Consider the following 20,272-nt stretch of genomic DNA (forward strand, 5'->3'; position numbering starts at 1 on the left):
GAAAGCTCGTATTTAAGACGAATTGGTTTTTATTCGGCTTAAATCGACGCTCGCAGCGTTCCACCAGCGCATTTCCCGCAGGCACGGAGAACTACAACATCACAGTTCTAGGATCTGATATTTTATAACAGCGTTTGTATTTGAATTGAATTACTTCTCAAATCAGACAAAAAAGCTACAATACACTCATAGTATTGTAGCTTAGAACTAAGGAAATATAAACTATTGTGAACCGATTAACTGACTAAAATTTTGGACAAGAAGTCTTTGGTCCGCTCTTCTTGAGGATGATCGAAAATCTGCTCAGGCGTCCCTTTTTCTAGCAGTTGGCCTTGATCCATAAACCATACTTGGTCGGCCACATTCTTCGCAAAACCCATTTCATGTGTCACAATAACCATGGTCATTCCGGTTTGTGCTAAGTCTTTGATGACGTTCAAAACTTCGCCGACCATTTCTGGATCAAGTGCGGAAGTCGGTTCGTCAAATAGCATCACGTCAGGGTGCATTGCTAGAGCGCGCGCGATAGCAACCCTTTGTTGTTGACCACCCGATAAACTAGCTGGTTGTGCATCTGCTTTATCTGCTAAACCTACTTGTGCTAATAAGGCTTTACTTTGTTCTGTTGCAGCGGCTTCAGACATACCTTGAACATTCATTGGTGCCAGATTAAGATTCTGTAAAACTGAATAATTAGCAAATAGATTGAATGATTGGAAAACCATCCCCATTTTTTCACGAATCTTATCTAATTGTACTTCTGCAAGTTGATTGACAATCTGGCCTTCAAATTCAATCTCACCACTAGTTGGCGTTTCAAGTGAATTTAGGCAGCGCAGATACGTACTTTTACCACTACCAGAAGGACCAATGACGACGATCACTTCGCCCTTATCAATTTTTGAATCAATGCCTTTTAAGACATGATTATTACCATAACTTTTTGTCAATTTCTTTGTTTCTAGAATTGTTGTCATATTATCACCCACATTGTTAATGAAAAAATTGTACCACACACTTTATAAATATACAAATAAAATTACGATTAAGTTATTATTTTGCATATTTATACTTAAAAATGTAAACGATAAGTAACAGATTTTGGCAAATAAATTAAAATATGTTAAAATACACTCAAAAGATAGGCAGGTGAAATCCATGGCCCTTACAATTAAACGCGACGATAAATTAACTAGTCTCTTCGATAAATTCGCAACTTTGCCCGATGACAAGAAGGAATCCGAAATACTTGATACCGTTAATCAGACGGCAACTAAAAAAGAGCAAGCTAGCAAGAAAAAAGTAGAAAAATAAAGACAATCAGTAAGAACAATCAAATTATAAAAAATGACGAATCAATGTCATGAATTCAAGTATCAAGCTTACTACAGACGTTTCAAATTTAAATTCACTGGCATTAGTTATTCTTGAACATTTTGTAGAACACAAAAATGGCTCCTCATTTACCGAATAATCGGTACTGAGAGGCCATTTTCTATTGAACGAACTTAATCAATTTTTGTCTGGCTGATTTCAGAAATCCAGCGCCAAATTTCCTCGCCACCCTCACCGGTCATCGCGCTGAAGGGAATTAGTGGTGCGTCGTTAGGCATTTGTAGAACCTTTTGGATACGCTGAAGATTGCCAGCACGGTGATTCCGTGTTACTTTATCGATTTTGGTTGCAACAACTAGAATTGGAATATCGTAATAATCAACATAATGATACATTGATTCGTCATCTGTACTAGGATCATGACGTGCATCAACCAGAATCACGGCACCCTTAAGCTCCTGACGGTTCGTTAAATAATGTTCGATAATTTGGCCGAACTGTTCGCGTTGCTTCTTAGAAACCTTCGCATAGCCATAACCAGGCACATCGACTAAGTTCAACTTTTGATTGACCTGATAGAAATTCAATGTTTGCGTTTTACCAGGTGAACTAGAGGTGCGTGCTAAACTTTTGCGATTTAACAGTTTATTGATTAGCGAAGATTTCCCAACATTAGAACGTCCGGATAAAACAATTTCTGGTAAACCAGCGCTTGGATATTGCTTCTCATCAACCGCACTGATCAATATTTGTGCATCCGTAATTTTCATGATCTACCTCATTCATTAAAGTCGTGCTTTAGAAAAAAAGTTGGGGCGACGATCATTGAGCCCCAACTTTTTAAAATGAACTTATGATGCTTTTTCGTTCTTATCACAAATCAACTCTGGCTTTTTGCGGCCGTCAACAACTGGTTTAGTGATAATCACTTTTTCGACATTTTCCTTCTCAGGTAATTCAAACATCGTATCTTCCATGACACTTTCCATGATGGAACGCAAGCCACGGGCACCGGTATCACGTTCAATTGCTTCGTGAGCAATGGCGTGTAAGGCGCCTTCAGTGAACTCAAGTTTGACCCCGTCAAGTGAAATTAACTTCTGATATTGTTTCACTAAAGCATTCTTCGGCTTCGTCAGAATTTGTACTAAATCAGATTCAGTCAACTTATTTAAAGCAGAAATAATTGGGATACGGCCAATGAATTCAGGAATAATCCCGAATTTCATTAAATCTTCAGGGATGATTTGTTGCATCACATGCTCAGCATTAAACTGTTCTTGACGATTCTCGGCCGAACCAAAGCCAATAACCTGTTCGCCTAAGCGATTACGCACAATATTCTCGATGCCATCAAATGCACCACCGACAATGAATAAAATATTGGTTGTGTCGATCTGAATGAATTCTTGTTGGGGATGTTTACGACCGCCCTGAGGTGGCACGTTGGCAATTGTGCCTTCAAGAATTTTCAAGAGCGCTTGTTGAACACCTTCACCCGAAACATCACGGGTAATAGAAACGTTCTCGCTCTTCTTAGCAATTTTATCGATTTCGTCGATATAAACAATTCCGCGTTGAGCGCGTTCAACATCGTAATCAGCATTCTGCAATAACTTTAAGAGAATATTCTCAACATCTTCACCAACATAGCCAGCTTCGGTCAAAGTCGTGGCATCAGCGATAGCAAACGGCACGTTTAAAATCCGTGCTAAACTTTGGGCCAAGAAGGTTTTACCTGAACCAGTTGGTCCGATTAATGCGATATTACTCTTCTGTAATTCCGTGTCGCCTTCTTCAGCAATAGCCATTTGATTAACCCGCTTGTAATGATTATAAACGGCAACTGACAAAGCTTTTTTAGCAGCATTTTGACCAATAACATATTCATTTAAGAAATCAAGAATCTCGCGAGGCTTAGGAACTTTAACATTTTGTTCAACTGCGTCTGCACGCAATTCGTCATCTAGAATATCTTGGCATAATACAATACATTCGTTACAAATATAAACCCCAGGCCCAGCAATGATCTTCTGAACTTGATCTTGTGTTTTACCACAAAAAGAACATTTAACTGTACCAGTGGTCTGGATATTATCAAACATTTTTTGTCCACCTTTACTGAACATAATTTATGAGTAAGATAGCACAGCTTTTAATCGCTGTAAAGCAATTGAATTCGCGCTAATTGCGTGGTTGACAATGCCACTTCTGGCAATTGATCACTGTTTCTATCATACCAACAACTATCCATAATGAACAGAAAAAGGATTGGCATCAATTGCTTGCTACCAATCCCTTCTTGTTTTCCATTAAGAATCAATTGAAAGATAACTATTCTTGAACAGCTGAATTAGTAATGATATCGATGGCTTTTTTGATGCCAATATCATGCTTCAACATATCATCAGTCAAAGCTTTACGAACGGCGTCTTTTTCCATGTTGTAATCAGAAGCTAATGTCTCAACTTCGTGATCGACTTCTTCTTCTGTTGGTTCGATACCTTCTGCTTTAACAACTGCATTAAGCACTAGGTCAGTCCGAACACGTTGGTCAGCATCGCTTTCGAATTGCTTATGCAAATCGTCTTCAGTTGTACCAGTTAATTGATAGTACATCTTAGGATCGATTCCTTGACGTTGCATGTTTCCTAAGTATTGATCCATCTGGTTGTGTACTTCAGATTCGATCATAACTTGTGGCAAGTCTTTGATCTCGGAATTAGCAACAGCTTTGTCGATTGCGGCTTCTTGAACAGCTGCTTCTGCTTCATCCTTCTTGCTCTTAGCAAGTTGTTCCTTAATCTTGGCCTTTAATTCGATTAAAGTATCGACTTCTTCATCAATATCTTTAGCGAAATCATCGTCAAGTTCAGGCAATTGCTTGGTCTTAACTTCATGCATCGTTGTTGCAAAGTGTGCTTCTTTACCAGCAAGCTCCTTAGCTTGGTAATCTTCTGGGAAGGTAACAACAACATCGAATTCGTCACCAGCTTTGTGATCAACTAATTGATCTTCAAAGCCAGGGATGAATGTGTTAGAGCCAATTTCGATTGAATGGTTCTCAGCAGCACCACCGTTAAATTCTTCACCATCAATAGTCCCTTTATAATCGATGGTGACGGTGTCGCCTTTTTCACTAGCGCCATCTTCTTTAAGTACTAATTCTGCTTGTTGTTCGCGGCGTTTCTCTAATTCTGCATCAACATCAGCATCAGTGACTTCTGTGCTTTGCTTAGGAACAGTTAAGCCTTTATAGTCGCCTAAAACAACTTCTGGTTTAACTGTAACCTTAGCTTTAAGTACCCAAGGTTCGTTAGGATCCATCTTTTCAACACTAATCTCAGGTTGATCAACAGGTTCAATCCCAGCTTCGTCAACTGCAGCATCATAAACATCTGGTAAAACAATGTTTAAGGCGTCTTCGTATAATGAAGCCTCACCATACATCTTGTTGAATACTTGACGTGAAACCTTGCCTTTACGGAAGCCAGGTACGCTTAAGTTCTTCTTAACACGTGCAAAAGCAGCATCTAAACCTTCGTTAATTTTGTTAATTGAAATTTCAAATGTAAGTTCACCATCGTTGGTGCCCTTCTTTTCCCATTTGGCAGACATTAATATACCTCCGATATCTTGTATCGTTCTCTTTTTACATACCAATTTATCTTATCGTATTTAGGTTTAAATGTAAATAATACACCTTTAAAAAAGAACGTTTAATCAAGTTTATTCGTTATTTTGGTGACAAACTGGCTACTAAATAATGACGTGTTTAAATTTAAGCCGCAAATCACTGACTGTACACTTGGATCAACTCGATGAATAGCACGACAAGATAAAATAAAAGGAACCAGAAGTTTGTTCTGATTCCTTCAATCATTAATTTAGCTTGTTTCAAAAATAAGTTACCAGCGTGGCTGATTACATCATGCCGCCCATGCCAGCACCTGGTGCAGCTGGTGCTTCAGGTTTTTCTGGTTCTGGCTTATCAGCAACAACTGCTTCAGTCGTCAACATTAAGGCAGCAACACTTGCGGCATTTTGTAAAGCTGAGCGTGTCACTTTAGTTGGGTCGATAATCCCGGCTTCAACCATGTTTTCCCACTTGTCAGTAGCGGCGTTGTAGCCAACTTCAACTTTTTCACCTTTCAAGCGGTTAACAATAACTGAACCTTCAAGGCCAGCATTTTCAGCAATTTGACGAACTGGTTCTTCAAGAGAACGTAAGACAATGTTAATACCAGTCTGAACGTCGCCTTCCTCGCTTAACTTAGCAACAGCAGGAATGACATCGACTAATGCGGTACCACCACCAGCAACGTAGCCTTCTTCGACAGCGGCGCGAGTTGCGTTCAAAGCATCTTCGATACGATACTTACGTTCTTTCAATTCGGTTTCAGTCGCAGCACCAACGTTAATAACTGCAACGCCACCAGCTAATTTAGCCAAACGTTCTTGTAACTTCTCCCGATCAAAATCAGAAGTTGTATCAGCAATTTGTTTCTTGATTAACTCAACTCGTTCGCTAATGGTATCTTTAGCGCCAGCACCTTCAACAATTGTTGTATTGTCTTTAGTGATGGTTACTTTACCAGCTTGGCCTAATTGCTCAAGCTTCGTATCCTTCAATTCAAGACCTAAGTCGCTAGTAATCACGGTAGCGCCAGTCAAAACAGCGATATCTTCCAATTGAGCTTTACGACGATCACCAAAGCCAGGCGCCTTAACAGCAACTACATTGAAGGTACCACGAATCTTGTTCAAGACAAGTGTTGGTAAAGCTTCACCGTCAACATCATCAGCGATGATCAATAATGACTTACCTTGTTGTACGATTTCTTGCAACATTGGTAAAATTTCTTGAATGTTAGAAATCTTCTTGTCTGTAATCAAGATATATGGATTGTCCAAGTCGGCTTCCATCTTGTCGTTGTCAGTAACCATGTATTGTGACAAGTAACCACGATCGAATTGCATACCTTCAACAACACTTAAGTCAGTATCAATCCCTTTTGATTCCTCAATTGTGATCACACCATCATGACCAACTTTTTCCATAGCGTCAGCAATCAACTTACCAACTTCAGCGCTTGATGAAGAAACGGAAGCAACTTGAGCAATTTGTGCTTTGTCATTAACTTTATGAGAAATCTTGTGCAATTCGTCAACGGCAGCATTAGTTGCTAATTCAATCCCCCGACGAATGCCAACAGGATTAGCACCGGCGGTAACGTTCTTCATACCTTCACGAATAATTGATTGTGCTAAGACTGTAGCGGTTGTCGTACCATCGCCAGCAATGTCATTAGTCTTTGAAGCAACTTCGGCAACTAATTTAGCACCCATATTCTCGAAATGATCTTCTAATTCGATATCTTTGGCAATAGTAACACCATCATTAGTGATTTCTGGTGAACCGTATGATTTTTCAAGGACAACATTGCGGCCTTTAGGTCCTAATGTTGTTTTAACTGTATTTGCTAATTGATCAACACCACGTAACATTGCGGAACGTGCGTCTTCAGAAAATTTAACTTCTTTTGCCATGATAAAACCCACCTCGTTATGAAATTTAGGCAACCGCAACAAGCGTCGGTTGCTTTTATTTTTGTACTATCGTGAAACAGAAAGCTTGTGCTGAACTAACTTGTTAACAGTGCCACTCGATACGAATAAAGCATTAAATCGAACAACGCAGCAATTAAACGCCATCTAGCTTTCATTTGTTTAATTTCGACATTATAAGCACTCAAACCGATTAAATAATCAGCAATTAAATTAGTACGAGTAAACCTGATCATTAATTAATTACAATCAAATCAACTCATTATTAGTCACTCGTAAACTAACTTAAATTAGTCAACGATTGCCATTAAATCTTTATCGTGCAGTACTAAGTAATCTTCGCCTTCATACTTCACTTGAGAGCCGGCGAATTTATCAAACATCACTGTTTGACCTTCTTTAACTGATACAGGAATCTGCTTGCCATCGTCAGTTGTCTTCCCAGCACCAACAGCAACAACTGTACCTGTTTGTGGCTTTTCCTTTGCATTGCTGGCTAAGACAATCCCACCAACGGTTTCTTCTTCCTGTTTAGCAACAGTTACGATAACACGATCTCCTAAAGGTTTTAACATAGAAAATCCCTCCGTTAACATTTAATTTATTTTTTAATTTAGCACTCTTAATGTTCAAGTGCTAACCACAAGAAATATCATAACATTATTCGAAATGAATGCAAGTATTTAACTCTTGATTTCAATATTTTTATTCAGTCTGCAGCTTTACGTGATTTCAATGGCTCAGGGTGCTTTTTAATTGCCGCAAAAATTGATATGATAAGGATATGTTTTTTAGAAAGGAACGCTTATGAACAATAAAAATGCACTCTCAAAAATCATCTACATGTTGATCACTTATCTGATTATTATGTTTCTCCCTTCGCTCGTTATTCAACTCTTCGGCTTAAAGGGCGTCACAGCTATTAATTGGCAAGTTGGGATTACCTTTGTTGGCGTCATTGCCATGCTCTGGGTCGATCACACTTCCGATATTAAGGCTAACCTAGAACCAGATAAGAAATTATCACTAGCCGACACAAGCTTGTACGGTCTTGGCGGTATGTTATTAATGTATGCTACTGAAATTGCCGCTTCATTGATTATCATCCTCCTATTTGGTCAGCCGACAGCTTCGCAAAATACACAAATGATTCTCACAATTGTGCGTCGCGCACCATTATTTATTGTTTATGGCGTCGTCCTCGCACCAATCATGGAAGAATTAGTTTTTCGCAAAACGATTTATGGTGTTGGTCGACAATTAATTAATCCGACTGGCGCGATGGTAATTTCGGCCCTATTGTTTGGCCTTGCTCATAACGATAATCAGTACTTGCTAGTTTATTCTTCACTTGGTTTAATGCTTTGCTGGTTATATAAGCGCACTGGTTCAATCAGGATTAATATGATTGCTCATGGTTTATTCAATGGCATTACTATGGCGTTAGCTTTATTAGCTTTTAAATAAATAAGTGCAACGATTTCTGTTGACTGAACTCATTAATCAAATTGCTAAAATTTAGCCACAAATTTAGCCACAAAAAAAGAATGGCACTTAAGCCATTCTCATTATTTCAACTTGTTTAATTATTCAAATTTGGTGTTGCGGTTAAGTTCTCTTTAGCCATCGGATTAATTAAACTACCGTCTTCTTTGAAATTATCCAAGAAGTAAATCAAAGTTTGTAATTCATTAGCAAGATCAACATTATGAACACGAATGTCGTCAGGAACACTAACACGTAACGGCGTAAAGTTCAAGATGCCGCGAATGCCGATTTTAACCAATTCATCGGTAATCTCTTGAGCGTGTTCCATTGGGACAGATAAGATGACGATGTCAATTTGTTGTTGCTGTAATTGCTCCTTTAACTCAGCCATCTTATAGATAGGCACACCGCTTTGAATCGTACCCGTAATTTCAGGATCAATGTCAAATGCAGCGCTAATGCGAATATTATTCGTTTGACGGAAGTTATAGTTCAATAGCGCATGACCTAAATTACCAACACCGATTAGCGCAACGTTAGTCAAATGATCTTGATTCAATAAGCGCTTAAAGAACGCCAATAATGATTCAACATCATAACCATAACCACGTTTGCCTAATGCACCGAAATAAGAGAAATCACGCCGAATTGTGGCGCTATCTACTTTCACTGCCTCAGACAGGTCCGCAGAAGAGAATTTAGTTTTTTCACTATCGTGTAAGAATTGTAAATAACGATAGTATAATGGTAACCGTCTAGCGGTTGCCTTAGGAATCTTTACTTCAGCCATTGCTGAAACACCTCAGACTTTCAAACAATTTAGTTGATACGATGATTCTTGTCAATTATCATTATGAATTATTCCACAATTTTGCTAAATAAACAACAATATTTATGCTATGTATCATAGTCAATTCGTGAATTTTTTTCAAGCAAGTTGCCTCATTGCCTAACTGACGCAATTACGTGGCTTGCAAATGACTTAATAAAAATAATTAAGTTTTCATTAATTTAGATTATCCGTTTTTGGAGGTTATTATGATTATTTTACAAGCACAGCAAGTCGCCCGTTTCTTCGGTGCTGAAGTGCTCTTTGACAAAGTAAATCTTGAAATTCAAGATCATGCACGAATTGGATTAGTCGGCGTTAACGGCGCGGGTAAATCAACCCTACTGCGGATTATTGCTGGGATTGATCCACCTGATCAAGGGCAGATCGTCATTAATAAAGGGACGACTTTGGGTTATTTGGCTCAGAATAGTGGCCTGGATTCCACCAAAACAATCTTCGCGGAAATGTTGACGGTTTTCACAAATTTACAACATATGGCCCAACAACTTAAAGCAATCGAGCAACAATTAATTGAGCGCCCCACTGATACTAACCTACTGGCAAACTACGACACGCTACAAACTGCTTTTAAAGCACAAAACGGCTACAGTTATGAGACGGAAATTAAAACAGTCTTAAACGGGTTTCAATTTCCCGAGACAACTTACGAGATGTCGGTTGCTTCATTATCCGGTGGTGAACGTTCTCGACTCGCCTTGGCCAAAATTTTGCTGCAAAAGCCCGATATTTTGATCCTAGACGAGCCCACCAACCATTTGGATATTGAGACCCTCAACTGGTTGGAAACGTACTTACAAGGTTATCCAGGCGCTTTACTGACCGTTTCTCATGATCAGTACTTCTTGGATCACGTTGCCAAGGAAATCTACGCGCTTTCGCGGCATCAATTGAAACATTATCGTGGTAATTATACCAACTATTTGGAACAAGCCGCCGCTGAACAAAAGCATGCAGAAAAAGAATACGAATTACAACAAACTGAAATTAAAAAATTACAAACTTTCGTTGATAAAAATTTAACGCGCGCTTCAACAACGAAACGCGCCCAAGCCCGGCAAAAGCAATTGGACAAGATGGTGCGATTAGACAAGCCCCAGAGTAGCGAACAATCAGCGCATTTTCGTTTTGAAATTACCGAAGAAACGGGTAAAGAAGTTTTATTCGTCAAAGATTTGGCTGTTGGTTATGATAGCGTCATGTCTACTCCCATTACTTTTGACGTGCGCAAGCAGCAACGTGTTGCGATTATTGGTGCCAATGGCATTGGTAAATCAACCCTCGTTAAGACGCTGCTCGATGAAATTCCCGCATTGGCTGGTACCTTCAAATTTGGCGCTAATGTTGCGATTGGTTACTACGATCAGAACCAAGATCAGCTAGACCCTAAGAAAACCGTTTTAGACACGATCTGGGATGAACATCCCCTATTGCCGGAACAACAAATTCGCAATGTCTTGGGCAGCTTTCTCTTTCGTGGCGAAGATGTTAAAAAGATGGTACACCAACTTTCTGGCGGTGAAAAAGCCCGCTTATTATTAACTAAGTTAGCAATGGAAAAGCGTAACGTTCTAATTATGGATGAACCGACGAACCATTTAGACATTCAAAGTAAGGAAGTTTTAGAAGATGCTCTCGCAAATTTTGCAGGCACTTTGATTTTTGTTTCGCATGACCGTTATTTCATCAACAGTTTAGCCGACACGATCGTTGAAATTGACACACAAGGAAGTCATCTTTACCAAGGCAATTATGATTTTTATTTAGAAAAACGCGCCGGTGAAACGACTGTTGTTGAACAAAAAGCCGCCGAACCAATTAGTGATAACCAAGCCGCCTTCATTGCTGACAAAAATAAACAAAAAGAGGTGCGCAGAATTAAGCGTGCCATTGAAAATGTAGAACAACAATTACAAGAACTTGATAGTGAAAACCAACGAATTCAACAAGCGATGACTGCCCCTGAAATTTTAAATGATTTTCAAAAGCTAGCCGATTTGCAGTCCGACTTGGAAAGAAACGAACAACAACAAGAAACAACCGAAGCCCTCTGGTTGCAAGCATCGGAAGAGTTAGAGCAAATGAGTGATTAATCGTTGCTATAGCCGTGATTGCGCATCAGAACATAGGCGCGTACTAAATAGTAATCATAAAAATCCTAGAACCGTTATGTTGAGCTTCTTCGCGCCTACGGAAAATACGCTGGTGGAACGCTGCGAGTATTGATTTGAGCCAAATCAAAGCCCAATTTGTCTCAAATGCAAACTTTCTTGTAAGTGGTAAACCACTAACAAGAATGCCGCGGCTGACCGCGATTTTCCTCCGGCACTGACAAACGAGATGTGGTGTGATTTAATCGTAAATTTATGCTTCTAAAAATTAGAAGGTAATTCAACCACTCGTCAACTCTGCGCTTGCGCAAAGGTTGCCACCTTGTTTGTTTAGTGAGGGAAAATAAATGCCGCTCAGTGGTGAGATTGTTGTTGCAGCTTTAGCTGTTACTACAAGACCTGTCTTGGAGACAATTTTGCAAAAATTGGCTTCAAGCAGTGTCCACCACGTTCCAGCGAAAGTATTTATTTTCTCTCACGGTACTCACTATGCTTCGTATGCAACCTTTGCGCAAGCACGAAGAAGGACTAGATAGCAGTTTTAGTTTCTACTATTTCGCATTGCAACGTGCACGTTCCATAAGCAGCCCTTGTGCAAGTGTAGAGAACCACAACAAAACAGTTTTAGCATCTAGCACCCAAACTAAAAACAGACAAAAAGAGAGCAAAATCAAATGATTACTTTGATTCCGCTCTCTTTTATTTAGGATAATTTTAAATTTAGTTGCCCATCAACTTTTCAGCTTGAGCAAGTACTGTTGCACCGTCCATCATGCCATAAGCACGCATGTCGATAACTGCGACAGGAATATTCTTGTCAGCAAGCTTCTGTTGGAATTGGCTCAACATGAAACGAACTTGTGGTCCAAGCAACATAACATTAACATCATTAGATGCTAATGCGTTGTCAGCATCGCCTGCAGCTGTAGCAAAGATTTTTGCTTCAATACCTTTTGCCTCTGCAGCTTTTTGCATTTTTGTAACAAGTAGACTAGTTGACATACCAGCACTACATACTAACATAATCGTTTTTTCAGCCATTGTAAAAACGCTCCTTTAATGTTTACATGAAAGTATTAATCGCTTTCAATATAGGAAAAGCATATCCCAAATTGCTGATGCTGTCAATCATTTATCATCATAAATGAGAACGTTCCCTCAAGATTAAACAAACTGACCAACGCCAAGAAAGGGCGTGTTGCACGTCTGTCAAACTTAGTGTAACTTTTTTCTATACTAAATCCAAACTTGGAACGGCATTTAAAGCTAAGTCGGCAAATGGTACGTCAGTCGCTAGTTGAACAGAGGCTGCCGCGCCGATCATTGCAGCATTATCACCACATAAGCGTAGCGGTGGAATAATCAAAGTCATTTCAGGATGCTCAGCAGCCAAAGTTGCGGTTAACCGTTCACGCAAACCTTGATTAGCTGCAACACCACCGGCGACAACCAATTGTTGAACCGGATGGTCTGCAAGTGCACGCAGCGTTTTACCAACTAAGACATCACAAACACTCGCTTGAAAACTTGCCGCTAAATCTGCGCGGTTCAATGTTTCACCAAGCTGATCAGCGTGATGAACGGTATTGATAAAAGCACTCTTTAACCCACTGAAACTGAAGTCAAGATTGTCTTCATCAAGCATTGCCCGTGGAAATTTGAAGGTATCCTGACCTTGATGCGCGAGCGCGTCAACTTCTTTGCCAGCAGGATAATTAATGCCGAGAACCCGGCCGATTTTGTCATAGGCTTCACCAGCTGCATCGTCGCGCGTTTCCCCTAATAATTGATACTGATTAGGTGCACTGACTAAAACAAGTTCTGTATGACCACCAGATACCACTAGCACCATAAATGGGTACGTTAGCGGCGTAATAAGCTGGGCCGCATAAATATGCCCAGCCAGATGATTAACAGGGATCAGTGGCAAATGGTGGGCAAATGAGATAGCTTTCGCTGCACAGATGCCAATTAATAATGAACCGACTAATCCGGGACCATAAGTGACGGCCACTGCTGTCAAATCATCATAATCAACCCCAGCTTCCTGCAGCGCTAAACCAGTGCAATTCAAAATCTGTTCGACATGATGACGGCTGGCAACTTCCGGAACGACCCCACCAAACCGCTGGTGACTTTTAATTTGGGTGGCAATGATATTACTCAGAATTTTGTTGCCATTCTCGATGACTGCCACACTAGTCTCATCACAACTACTTTCAAACGCTAAAATAAGTTCACGTTGCTTGTTTATCAATATTTTTCACTCTACTTTTTGAATACGCCAATTAATCGACCAAGAGGAGTTCCATCGAAACAGCATCCTCGTGATCAGCGATATAATAATTTTTTTTAATTTTACGATCAACAAAGCCTAACTGGTGATACAGGTGTTTAGCAGCGTCATTGGACACTTTTGCCTCTAAAGTCACGAATGAACAGTTAGTCTGCTTCGCTTGGTCGATCATAAATAACATGAGCTGCTTACCTAAACCCAAGTTTTGCCAATGTCGCACAATGGCCACATTGGTAATATGCAATTCTAAATCACTGTACCAGGCGCCAATAAAACCGATTAATTCATCACTCGGCGTAAATAAACCAACATACAAGTGACGCTCGCGCTTATTAACCTCATTTAGAAAAACCAGACGATTCCAAGGTGTTTGTCCTTGATAAACATCGCGCTGAATAGCCAATAATTGATCCATATTGGCTGATTTTAAGCGTCGCAAATGATAGGTCAATCCCTGATGATTAAACGTCACTTCAGTGAACTGATCGACACTATCTGCTTCTTTAGTAACGGGTTGAAAGAGATGCTTAAACTTGTTCAACATAATGATCAGATTCCTCGTGGGGATGTTGCGCCAACCAGTTAACTTCCGCCTCGGTTTTCCGTAAATAAGTGGGTGCAAAACGATTCAGATCAGCAACTGGTTGTTGATCTTGAATTAACAGATCAAACTCACTAGCACGCGGTAAAGTCGCCTCACCGTCAGCAAAAAGGCAGGTGAACTCGGGTAATTGTTCTGTGAAAAAGGCCTGCTGATCAGCATCAACCTGACCACCAAAACAAACCTGTTGTACACCACTCGCTTTAATTTGGTCAACAATTTCAGTTCGATCTAGATAGGCATCAGCTGCCAATTGTTGCAGCTTGCCCTTTTGCCACTGGTAACAGCCAGCAAAGAAGTGCGCTCGTCGTGCATCAATCAACGGGATAATTAAGGCTTCGTTATTTTGACGCCAAGGCAACGTCAACGCTCTTAAACTAGAAATTGCATAAACTGGCTTGTTCAACGTCCAAGCTAATGTTTTAGCTGTTGTCACGGCAATGCGAACACCAGTATAGGAGCCCGGTCCAGCTGCGACAATCAATTGATCGACCGCTTCAATTTCAACTTGAGCAAGTTTCAGCACTTCCGCGATTGCTGGCATCAAAGTCACGCTATGATTTTTGGGCCAGGAAGTTTGGATGGTTGCCAGTGGTTGATGATTGTTAATGACGGCAACACTCAAAGGTATTGCGGATGTATCAAGTGCGAGGGTTAACAACAACAACGCCTCTTTTCATTAAGATAATAAAAACATTCTACCACAAAATAAAAAATCGCGTACGCTAGAAAACGGACACGACTTGAATTTGGAATTTTAATTTTCATTGACATGACGAATATGCGTTACCTCAGTCAATCGGCGCCATATTGAGCTGGCTAAGACAGTCGATCGGTCAAATGCAGGCGATCGCTGATTTGTAAAATATAATAAATCCCAAAAAAGTAAATCGGAATCATGATTAATTCTTTCGGCAGTCTGGTCATCAATAAAGGCCAGAATGGTGTCTGATACATCCAATAAAGCAATAACGTATTTAGAACTAAGTTAATTCCCAAATTTACCAACAAGGCCAGTGCTAAGACGCGCCATTTCTTAATCACCGGCATCGTTCGATGATCCAACAACCAGCCATACAAGATACCACTCAGAATGGCAACCACAGTAAACGCGGGATTAAATGGACCATTGGGGAATAACGAAGCACTTAAGACGTCACTAATTGCCCCAGCAATCCCCGCATAAAACGGGCCATACCAATAACCGATCAACGCGCTAATTAGAAACGTCGCGCTTAGCTGCAAATAACTTGTCCCAAAAGCAAAACGTCCCACGACCAACCGGACGGCAATGAGAATTGCCAGATAAACCAATCGTGTTAACCGTACTTGATACTTTGTCATACTATTCATTTCGACCACTCCTTTTTTGGAGCGCCACAAAAACTACAATGCGGCGAATGCGGCAACTAAATCGCGGGTCTCCCCTTTTTGTCCGATGTTCACATTCCGTTCCATCAGCACTTAACGCTTAGTCGCCTACTCCGAATAGTAAAAATAATATTACATTTGTTATTCAAGTACAAGTCATTTATTTTAATTCTACATTATTGCCAAGTAATAACTGCTTCTGCTGCTAGTTGTGTCCCATTTAAAATCTGATGGTGACTCGTTAGATCGGTCAATTGCGCGCGACTGATAATTTCGTCGCCATAAGTTACTTCATTGTCATACTTAATCGACATTGACTTCACCGTATGTGACTTTAAGAATGTCAAAGGCAAACTATCCAACATCCAATCGAAATAATGCGCGTTATTGACATGATGATTCGTGTCAATATCAAAATAACGAACTCGAAAAATTTTGTTCAACTCGGACGTTTCAGCCCAATCAACTTTAGGAATTCTTGGGAAGCGTACGACTTCAGGTTTAAATTCCGAAGAAATTTTGTTCGTTAATTCTTCAGGTAGATGCACCATTTTACGCGTAGCATAGCTAATCACCACCCAAATACTACGGACAAAAGCCAACTCGTTATTTTGATCGTCATATAACCAAAAATCACGGTAACAGAAAAATTTATTATATTGTGTAGCTCGTGTGACCACGCGGACCTTTTGATGAAGTTGTGGCAGACGTGTAATCTCAATTTGGTATTGCGTTGTCACCCAACCCATGCCCAAACTCAACATGAATTCCGGCCCAGCATCCAAAGAAGTCAACTGTTGCTCTGAACAAAGCACTAAATGATTCATTAATGCTGACAAATGCAAAGTTCCTGCCGGATCACATTCGTAAAATGGTACCGTGAAAGTTTCTGAATAATCTTCTGCTGCCATGTTAAAACTCCTCTATTGATTTGGTGATTTTGAGACTTAAAAATACGTGGTATTGATTATTTTGATGGTGTGATTTTGAAACGTGCTTAAGGCAACTGCCGGTACGAAATTTAAGTGTAAATCTTGCTGCGTTGACACGCATCAATCTTTCCATTTAAATTTGAACCAGCAACCCGTTGCCTTGCACACTCTGATCTGAAACGTGCTTAAGGCAACTGGCGACAATGAATTTAAGTGTGAATCTTGCTGCGTTGGCACGCATCAATCTTTCCATTTAAATTTGGACCAGCAACCCGTTGTTTTGAGCACTCTGATCTGAAACGTGCTCATAACAACTGGCGGAAGTGATTTTAAGCGTGAATCTCCTTGCGTTAACACGCAATGATCTTCCCGTTTAAAATCATACCGCCAACCCGTTGTTTTGAGCACTCTATAATTCGTGATAGATGCGGTAAATTTCTTGGCGGGGCATTTGTAGTTCTTGCGCTACGCTTTTGATGGCGGCATTGGGTTTATTACCTTGGGCGATGGCGGTGTCGACTTTAGCGACGATGTCGACGGTTGTTAGTTTGCTTGAATCGATTTGTTTTGCGACACGGCCGCTCACAATCAGAACGTACTCACCACGCGGATCATGTTCGTTGTACCAATCGATTAATTCACCGATTGTTCCTCGTTCGAAGGATTCGTGTAACTTCGTTAATTCCCGGCCTAAACAAATGTTGCGGTCGGCACCAAATGCGCCGGCCAAGTCAGTCAGCGTTCGTTGTAAATGATGTGGTGATTCATAAAGAATAACTGTCTCAAGACGTTGGGCTAATTGCTGCAAGACACTGTTTAACTCTTTATTTTTGCGTGGTAAAAAGCCATAAAAATAAAACGGTTGCGGTGAAATTCCTGACGCAATCAATGCGGTCAAACCGGCGTTGGCACCTGGCAATGGCACAACGGCGATCCCAGCAGCCACTGCAGCTTTAACTAACTCTTTACCCGGATCAGATATCGAAGGCAAACCGGCGTCAGAAACTTGGGCGATTGATACCCCAGCGGCTAGTTTTGCTAATAATTCTGGTATACGTTGTTGCGTATTATGCTCGTGAAAACTAATTTGTGGTGTTTCAATGTTGAAATACGCCAATAACTTTCCAGTATTGCGTGTATCTTCTGCTGCGATCAAATCAGCTTCCTGCAAAGTTTTGATTGATCGCATCGTCATATCGTCAAGATTACCAATCGGTGTCGGCACCAAAAAAAGAGTGCCTTGATCAGTAGTTGCAAAACTCTTCTGAATTTGCAACGAACAGGCCCCCTTTATACTCGTGAACTCGTGCGATCGCCATTGCCATAAATAATGCTCGTACAAAAAGCACAAGGTTCATTATTTTCACGACGCGCACCGTACATTTCATTACAGATATGAAACCCAGAATCGTATAATTTTTCCAAATTACGACGAGACGGCAACATTTCTGGCTTATCAATTTGTTTATTTGGACCAGATAATTGGTCTAAACGTCCACGTAAATGCTTATTTTCAATAGTTAACTCAGCATTTTGCTCTAACACCCGATTTAATTCTTGGCGAAAGGCATTCAATTCGCGAGCCAGATTATCTGCCTGCGTTGCTAACCGTTGAAAATCTGTAAACGGATCTTGATTCATGCGCAATTTACCTCTTTAAAGCGAATCTAAAAATCGACAAATTATTAATCTTTTTAACACAATCAATTGCAAAGCAGTGCTGGAACCGCCAACTTTCATTAGCACTTCAATCTAAGACAGCCAGCAATTGTAACGTGGTATGCTCCAAGACATTTTGAAAACTAACGTTTGCTTCCTGCATTCGCCGCATCTGCAAAACAATTTCCAACAATTCGGTGACTTGTTGAGCCGAAAGTTGATTGGCAAATTGCTGTAAGTTATCCTGTTGGTTGGTCCAATTCAACGGACGCGCCAAGGCAAACTTAACGGCAAATAAATCACTTAACCCTGCCAGCAATAGGTCTGGCAATAGTTGTTGTAATTTTTGCTCTTTAAAATTCGGAATTAATTGTGTTTGTACTAGCGCAAATGCCAAATCTTTGTGCGTCAAAATTTGTTGCAACCACCGCCAGAAAATTTGTTGCAATTCTGTCAAGTCAGTTTGTTCCATCCAACTCTGAATCTCGTCTAGAGAAAACTGTGTTGCACTTAAAACATGACTAAAAGTCGAATCCACACCTAATTGTTGAATTTCTTGTTCGCGCACAGCTAATTCCGGCGCTTGCAACGTCACAATTTGTAACCGCGACTGAATTGTCGGTAAAATTCGAGCCAGGCGCGTCGTTGTTAAGATAATGACCACTTGACTGGCTGGCTCTTCCAAGAATTTCAATAAAGAATTCGCGGCTGCTGGCGTCATTTTATCGGCATCTTGAATGACAAATACCCGTTGACGACCTTCCAAACCGCTTTTAGACAATTCTTGTTTCAAACCGCGAATTTCATCGACACCGATTGTACGGGTGTCACGACTAATAACTAAATAATCGGGATTATTTCCTTCTACAATCCGCCGACATTCAGCGCATTGACCACAAGGTTGACCGTTTTGCAGGTTAGTACAAAATAGACGTTGGGCTAACCATTGCGCCAACGCCATTTTTCCTGAATTAGTCGGACCAACAAATAAATAAGCATGACTTAATTCGTTGGCCGCAACTACCGTGGCAAAATGTTGTTCTAGTGTTTGTAAACTTGCTTTCAAAATTCAGGCGCCCTTAGAAATGATGGAATTCATCAACAGGCATGACGAAAACTGTTGCGCCGCCGACTTGAACTTCAATTGGATAAGGCATGGTACTATCACCCATTGGATCAAGATTAGCTGGTGGCGTAATAAATTGTTGACGTGCGTGAGACGTTTGCTTGATGATCGCCATGACTTCTTCAACACGATCATCTTCAATCCCAATAATAAAGGTTGTATTACCAGACTTCAAGAAACCACCAGTCGTCGATAGTTTTGTGGCCCGAATATTAGCATCAATAAACTCGTTACTTAAAATATTAGCGTCTTTATCTTGAACGATTGCGAGAATTAATTTCATAATCAGTACCTCCTTATCTTTATTTTACCAGTTGTTGAATTTTTGCGAAACATTTAGCCACGACAACTTCAACTGGTTGCGTTGCATCAACTAATTGAATGCGATTTTCATTTTGCTCAACAAGTTTTAAATATGACTCACGAACCCGTTGATGAAAGGCCAAGGCTTGACCCTCAAGCCGATCAAAACCAGCACCTAACTTCTTAACCCGTTGAAGACCAACTTCCACCGGAACGTCCAAATATAGCGTTAATTGTGGCAATTCACCTTGAATGGCGAAATCATTTAATTGACGAACTTTGTCCATTCCCAGTTCACGACCGCCACCTTGATAAGCGATTGAACTGTCAACATAACGATCGCACATCACAATCTTATTAGCGGTCAGTGCTGGTTCAATCACCTCAATTAAATGTTGACGCCGCGAAGCAGCATATAGCAACGCCTCAGTCCAATCATCCATCTCAGTATGTTTAGGATCAAGAATCAATTGCCGAATCTCCTCAGCAATCTCACTACCACCCGGCTCACGAGTTTCAACAACCTCCCGATCCGTTACCGTCGCCAACTTCTTAATCAAAGCCTCGATCACAGTCGTCTTACCAGCACCATCCGGCCCCTCAAAAGAAATAAAAAAACCAGCCATACATTT

Annotated in this window: 21 protein-coding genes and 1 riboswitch; of the genes, 3 read left to right on the top strand and 18 right to left on the bottom strand. The window is 40.5% G+C overall.

Annotated features, from left to right (window positions below; all coding sequences use genetic code 11):
• Nucleotides 1-236: 236 nt before the first annotated feature.
• Complete coding sequence (locus EKM65_RS03840) at nt 237-977, bottom strand: amino acid ABC transporter ATP-binding protein (RefSeq protein WP_125605671.1); 741 nt, start codon at nt 975-977, stop codon at nt 237-239.
• 181 nt (nt 978-1,158) lie between these two features.
• Between EKM65_RS03840 and EKM65_RS11175 the strand changes: the two genes are divergently transcribed.
• Nucleotides 1,159-1,314 (top strand): SPJ_0845 family protein, encoded by a 156-nt coding sequence (locus EKM65_RS11175; protein ID WP_164506802.1) that lies wholly within the window; start codon nt 1,159-1,161, stop codon nt 1,312-1,314.
• A 194-nt stretch (nt 1,315-1,508) separates the two neighbouring features.
• On the opposite strand, the gene yihA is transcribed toward EKM65_RS11175, so the two are convergent.
• The 5 genes from yihA to groES form a co-directional block, all read right to left on the bottom strand.
• Nucleotides 1,509-2,105 (bottom strand): ribosome biogenesis GTP-binding protein YihA/YsxC, encoded by a 597-nt coding sequence (gene yihA / locus EKM65_RS03845; protein WP_125605673.1) that lies wholly within the window; start codon nt 2,103-2,105, stop codon nt 1,509-1,511.
• A gap of 81 nt (nt 2,106-2,186) precedes the next feature.
• Nucleotides 2,187-3,440 carry an ATP-dependent Clp protease ATP-binding subunit ClpX gene (gene clpX, locus EKM65_RS03850; protein WP_125605675.1) on the bottom strand — a complete coding sequence of 418 codons (1,254 nt, stop codon included), beginning with the start codon at nt 3,438-3,440 and terminating at the stop codon, nt 2,187-2,189.
• A 229-nt stretch (nt 3,441-3,669) separates the two neighbouring features.
• Nucleotides 3,670-4,953, bottom strand: coding sequence for a trigger factor (gene tig, locus EKM65_RS03855; protein ID WP_125605677.1), 1,284 nt, complete (start codon nt 4,951-4,953; stop codon nt 3,670-3,672).
• A gap of 306 nt (nt 4,954-5,259) precedes the next feature.
• Complete coding sequence (gene groL, locus EKM65_RS03860; protein WP_125605679.1) at nt 5,260-6,885, bottom strand: chaperonin GroEL; 1,626 nt, start codon at nt 6,883-6,885, stop codon at nt 5,260-5,262.
• 308 nt (nt 6,886-7,193) lie between these two features.
• Nucleotides 7,194-7,478 carry a co-chaperone GroES gene (groES, locus tag EKM65_RS03865; RefSeq protein WP_125605681.1) on the bottom strand — a complete coding sequence of 95 codons (285 nt, stop codon included), beginning with the start codon at nt 7,476-7,478 and terminating at the stop codon, nt 7,194-7,196.
• Nucleotides 7,479-7,710: 232 nt separating this feature from the next.
• Between groES and EKM65_RS03870 the strand changes: the two genes are divergently transcribed.
• Nucleotides 7,711-8,370 (top strand): CPBP family intramembrane glutamic endopeptidase, encoded by a 660-nt coding sequence (locus tag EKM65_RS03870; RefSeq protein WP_125605683.1) that lies wholly within the window; start codon nt 7,711-7,713, stop codon nt 8,368-8,370.
• A gap of 115 nt (nt 8,371-8,485) precedes the next feature.
• Here EKM65_RS03870 and EKM65_RS03875 read toward each other — a convergent pair whose 3' ends face one another.
• The gene (locus EKM65_RS03875; RefSeq protein ID WP_125605685.1) at nt 8,486-9,181 is read right to left on the bottom strand and encodes a redox-sensing transcriptional repressor Rex; all 696 of its coding nucleotides are present in this window, start codon (nt 9,179-9,181) and stop codon (nt 8,486-8,488) included.
• Between the two features lie 248 nt (nt 9,182-9,429).
• Here EKM65_RS03875 and EKM65_RS03880 point away from each other — a divergent pair, with 248 nt between their 5' ends.
• Nucleotides 9,430-11,334, top strand: a complete 1,905-nt coding sequence (locus EKM65_RS03880) for an ABC-F family ATP-binding cassette domain-containing protein (protein ID WP_125605687.1) — start codon at nt 9,430-9,432, stop codon at nt 11,332-11,334.
• A 738-nt stretch (nt 11,335-12,072) separates the two neighbouring features.
• On the opposite strand, the gene EKM65_RS03885 is transcribed toward EKM65_RS03880, so the two are convergent.
• From EKM65_RS03885 to tmk, 11 genes are all read right to left on the bottom strand, one after another.
• Nucleotides 12,073-12,393, bottom strand: coding sequence for a PTS sugar transporter subunit IIB (locus tag EKM65_RS03885; protein WP_125605689.1), 321 nt, complete (start codon nt 12,391-12,393; stop codon nt 12,073-12,075).
• 190 nt (nt 12,394-12,583) lie between these two features.
• Nucleotides 12,584-13,606: a tRNA (adenosine(37)-N6)-threonylcarbamoyltransferase complex transferase subunit TsaD gene (gene tsaD, locus EKM65_RS03890; protein WP_125605794.1), complete on the bottom strand. Its 1,023-nt coding sequence runs from the start codon at nt 13,604-13,606 to the stop codon at nt 12,584-12,586.
• A 34-nt stretch (nt 13,607-13,640) separates the two neighbouring features.
• Complete coding sequence (gene rimI / locus EKM65_RS03895) at nt 13,641-14,192, bottom strand: ribosomal protein S18-alanine N-acetyltransferase (RefSeq protein WP_125605691.1); 552 nt, start codon at nt 14,190-14,192, stop codon at nt 13,641-13,643.
• Nucleotides 14,176-14,910: a tRNA (adenosine(37)-N6)-threonylcarbamoyltransferase complex dimerization subunit type 1 TsaB gene (gene tsaB / locus EKM65_RS03900; RefSeq protein ID WP_164506805.1), complete on the bottom strand. Its 735-nt coding sequence runs from the start codon at nt 14,908-14,910 to the stop codon at nt 14,176-14,178. The genes rimI and tsaB overlap by 17 nt, the downstream gene beginning before the upstream one ends.
• 158 nt (nt 14,911-15,068) lie before the next feature.
• Nucleotides 15,069-15,602, bottom strand: coding sequence for a folate family ECF transporter S component (locus EKM65_RS03905; RefSeq protein WP_125605695.1), 534 nt, complete (start codon nt 15,600-15,602; stop codon nt 15,069-15,071).
• A 39-nt stretch (nt 15,603-15,641) separates the two neighbouring features.
• A riboswitch (THF riboswitch) is annotated at nt 15,642-15,738 on the bottom strand.
• A 58-nt stretch (nt 15,739-15,796) separates the two neighbouring features.
• Entirely contained in the window at nt 15,797-16,531 is a 735-nt protein-coding gene (locus EKM65_RS03910) for an acyl-[acyl-carrier-protein] thioesterase (RefSeq protein ID WP_125605697.1), read from the bottom strand.
• 430 nt (nt 16,532-16,961) lie between these two features.
• Entirely contained in the window at nt 16,962-17,828 is an 867-nt protein-coding gene (rsmI, locus tag EKM65_RS03915; RefSeq protein ID WP_125605699.1) for a 16S rRNA (cytidine(1402)-2'-O)-methyltransferase, read from the bottom strand.
• Nucleotides 17,829-17,842: 14 nt separating this feature from the next.
• Nucleotides 17,843-18,193 carry a DNA replication initiation control protein YabA gene (locus EKM65_RS03920; RefSeq protein WP_125605701.1) on the bottom strand — a complete coding sequence of 117 codons (351 nt, stop codon included), beginning with the start codon at nt 18,191-18,193 and terminating at the stop codon, nt 17,843-17,845.
• Between the two features lie 106 nt (nt 18,194-18,299).
• Nucleotides 18,300-19,277 carry a DNA polymerase III subunit delta' gene (gene holB, locus EKM65_RS03925; protein ID WP_164506806.1) on the bottom strand — a complete coding sequence of 326 codons (978 nt, stop codon included), beginning with the start codon at nt 19,275-19,277 and terminating at the stop codon, nt 18,300-18,302.
• A 13-nt stretch (nt 19,278-19,290) separates the two neighbouring features.
• Entirely contained in the window at nt 19,291-19,620 is a 330-nt protein-coding gene (locus EKM65_RS03930; RefSeq protein WP_125605705.1) for a cyclic-di-AMP receptor, read from the bottom strand.
• A 19-nt stretch (nt 19,621-19,639) separates the two neighbouring features.
• Entirely contained in the window at nt 19,640-20,266 is a 627-nt protein-coding gene (tmk, locus tag EKM65_RS03935) for a dTMP kinase (protein ID WP_125605707.1), read from the bottom strand.
• Nucleotides 20,267-20,272 lie beyond the last annotated feature (6 nt).

This window comes from Lapidilactobacillus bayanensis (assembly GCF_003946695.1).
Taxonomy (GTDB): domain Bacteria; phylum Bacillota; class Bacilli; order Lactobacillales; family Lactobacillaceae; genus Lapidilactobacillus; species Lapidilactobacillus bayanensis.

What these genes read in the sequence shown, in the direction of transcription:
- EKM65_RS03840 (WP_125605671.1), bottom strand. Translation starts at nt 977, where the DNA reads ATGACAACAATTCTAGAAACAAAGAAATTGACAAAAAGTTATGGTAAT.
- EKM65_RS11175 (WP_164506802.1), top strand. Translation starts at nt 1,159, where the DNA reads ATGGCCCTTACAATTAAACGCGACGATAAATTAACTAGTCTCTTCGAT.
- yihA (WP_125605673.1), bottom strand. Translation starts at nt 2,105, where the DNA reads ATGAAAATTACGGATGCACAAATATTGATCAGTGCGGTTGATGAGAAG.
- clpX (WP_125605675.1), bottom strand. Translation starts at nt 3,440, where the DNA reads ATGTTTGATAATATCCAGACCACTGGTACAGTTAAATGTTCTTTTTGT.
- tig (WP_125605677.1), bottom strand. Translation starts at nt 4,953, where the DNA reads ATGTCTGCCAAATGGGAAAAGAAGGGCACCAACGATGGTGAACTTACA.
- groL (WP_125605679.1), bottom strand. Translation starts at nt 6,885, where the DNA reads ATGGCAAAAGAAGTTAAATTTTCTGAAGACGCACGTTCCGCAATGTTA.
- groES (WP_125605681.1), bottom strand. Translation starts at nt 7,478, where the DNA reads ATGTTAAAACCTTTAGGAGATCGTGTTATCGTAACTGTTGCTAAACAG.
- EKM65_RS03870 (WP_125605683.1), top strand. Translation starts at nt 7,711, where the DNA reads ATGAACAATAAAAATGCACTCTCAAAAATCATCTACATGTTGATCACT.
- EKM65_RS03875 (WP_125605685.1), bottom strand. Translation starts at nt 9,181, where the DNA reads ATGGCTGAAGTAAAGATTCCTAAGGCAACCGCTAGACGGTTACCATTA.
- EKM65_RS03880 (WP_125605687.1), top strand. Translation starts at nt 9,430, where the DNA reads ATGATTATTTTACAAGCACAGCAAGTCGCCCGTTTCTTCGGTGCTGAA.
- EKM65_RS03885 (WP_125605689.1), bottom strand. Translation starts at nt 12,393, where the DNA reads ATGGCTGAAAAAACGATTATGTTAGTATGTAGTGCTGGTATGTCAACT.
- rimI (WP_125605691.1), bottom strand. Translation starts at nt 14,192, where the DNA reads ATGTTGAACAAGTTTAAGCATCTCTTTCAACCCGTTACTAAAGAAGCA.
- EKM65_RS03905 (WP_125605695.1), bottom strand. Translation starts at nt 15,602, where the DNA reads ATGAATAGTATGACAAAGTATCAAGTACGGTTAACACGATTGGTTTAT.
- EKM65_RS03910 (WP_125605697.1), bottom strand. Translation starts at nt 16,531, where the DNA reads ATGGCAGCAGAAGATTATTCAGAAACTTTCACGGTACCATTTTACGAA.
- EKM65_RS03920 (WP_125605701.1), bottom strand. Translation starts at nt 18,193, where the DNA reads ATGAATCAAGATCCGTTTACAGATTTTCAACGGTTAGCAACGCAGGCA.
- EKM65_RS03930 (WP_125605705.1), bottom strand. Translation starts at nt 19,620, where the DNA reads ATGAAATTAATTCTCGCAATCGTTCAAGATAAAGACGCTAATATTTTA.
- tmk (WP_125605707.1), bottom strand. Translation starts at nt 20,266, where the DNA reads ATGGCTGGTTTTTTTATTTCTTTTGAGGGGCCGGATGGTGCTGGTAAG.